General features: G+C 64.1%; 1 protein-coding gene. It reads left to right on the forward strand.

What is annotated here, in order from left to right; all coding sequences use genetic code 11:
• Positions 1-316: 316 nt before the first annotated feature.
• Positions 317-1354 (forward strand): IS30 family transposase, encoded by a 1038-nt coding sequence (locus QL985_RS12065; protein WP_168165702.1) that lies wholly within the window; start codon positions 317-319, stop codon positions 1352-1354.
• Positions 1355-1385 lie beyond the last annotated feature (31 nt).

Below are 1385 nucleotides of genomic sequence, written 5' to 3' on the forward strand. Positions count from 1 at the left end.
GGTGGCGTTTTTCCAGGCGCTGGAACGTGGGGATGGCAGCATCACAGTGGCTGCTCGCGATGTTGGTGTGAACCGGAATACCGCATACGGCTGGGCACGTAAAGCAGGGATCCGTGGTCGCGGGATCCCCAGCACCGGGCCGCACCCGCGGAAGGACGAGTACTTTCAGCTCAGGGCCGGAGGCCTCTCGCGGCGTGAAGCGGTAGCCATCGTCGGAGTCCATGAGCGCACCGCGCAGGAATGGGACCGCGGCATCAAACACACGGGCCATGTCCGCATCTATCCAGATGGCCGCCGGGTGGACTACAACACCGGTATGACCACACTCCTCGCGGGTCCTGCGCTACCAGCTCTGGAAGCCCAACTAGATCCCCGCTTCCTCACGCTGAAGGACCGGGAAGTGATCGCTGACCTGCACCGTGCTGGCCACAGCTTGCGTGCGATCGGCCGAGCGTTGGGCAGGCCGGCCTCGACGATCAAACGCGAGCTCGATGCCCGTTCAGTGGACGGGGCGTACCAGCCGTATGCCGCTCAGCGTGGCTGGGCAGCATCTCGGCCCCGGCCGAAGAAACCCAAGCTCTGCCTGCCTTCCCGGCTGCGGGACTACGTCCAGGACAAGCTCATGCTGCGGTGGTCTCCGGAGCAGATCAGTCACACTCTGGTCAAAGAGTTCCACGACGATGAGAGCATGCGAGTGAGTCCCGAGACTATCTATCAGGCCCTCTACCTCCAGGCCCGTGGCGGTCTGAAACGGGAGGTCGCAGCCGCGCTGCGCACCGGCCGGACCCGCCGCAAGCCCCACAAACATCCTGATCAACGCACCTCGCGGTTCGTTGATCACATGGTGATGATCTCCGACCGCCCACCGCAGGTCGAGGACCGGGCCGTGCCCGGGCACTGGGAAGGCGATCTCATCGTGGGCCCCGGCAGCGCCTCGGCGATCCTCACCTTGGTCGAGCGTTCCACTCGCTACGTTCTGCTGGGGCACCTGCCCGGTGGCCACAGCGCCGAGGAAGTCCGAGATGTGCTCACAGCGCTGATCACCACGTTGCCCGCACACCTGCGGGGCTCACTGACCTGGGACCAGGGATGCGAGATGGCACGGCACAAACAATTCACGGTCGCGACAGGGGTGCCGGTGTACTTCTGCGACCCCCACTCACCATGGCAGCGCGGTAGCAACGAGAACACCAACGGCCTGTTGCGTCAGTACTTCCCCAAGAGCACCGACCTTCGGCCTTACAGCCCGCAGGACCTCGAGCACGTCTCACAGGAACTCAACGCACGCCCACGCAAAACGCTCAACTGGGATACCCCAGCCGAGCGTCTGCGTGATCTACTGACAACCACATAACCATCAGGTGTTGCGAGGACCCCTAGAAACC

Origin of the sequence: Kocuria sp. APC 4018, from assembly GCF_030407675.1 — a bacterium.
GTDB lineage: Bacteria > Actinomycetota > Actinomycetes > Actinomycetales > Micrococcaceae > Kocuria > Kocuria rhizophila.

Excerpts from the sequence above, each read along its gene's own strand:
- QL985_RS12065 (WP_168165702.1), top strand. The coding sequence starts at position 317 with ATGACCACACTCCTCGCGGGTCCTGCGCTACCAGCTCTGGAAGCCCAA.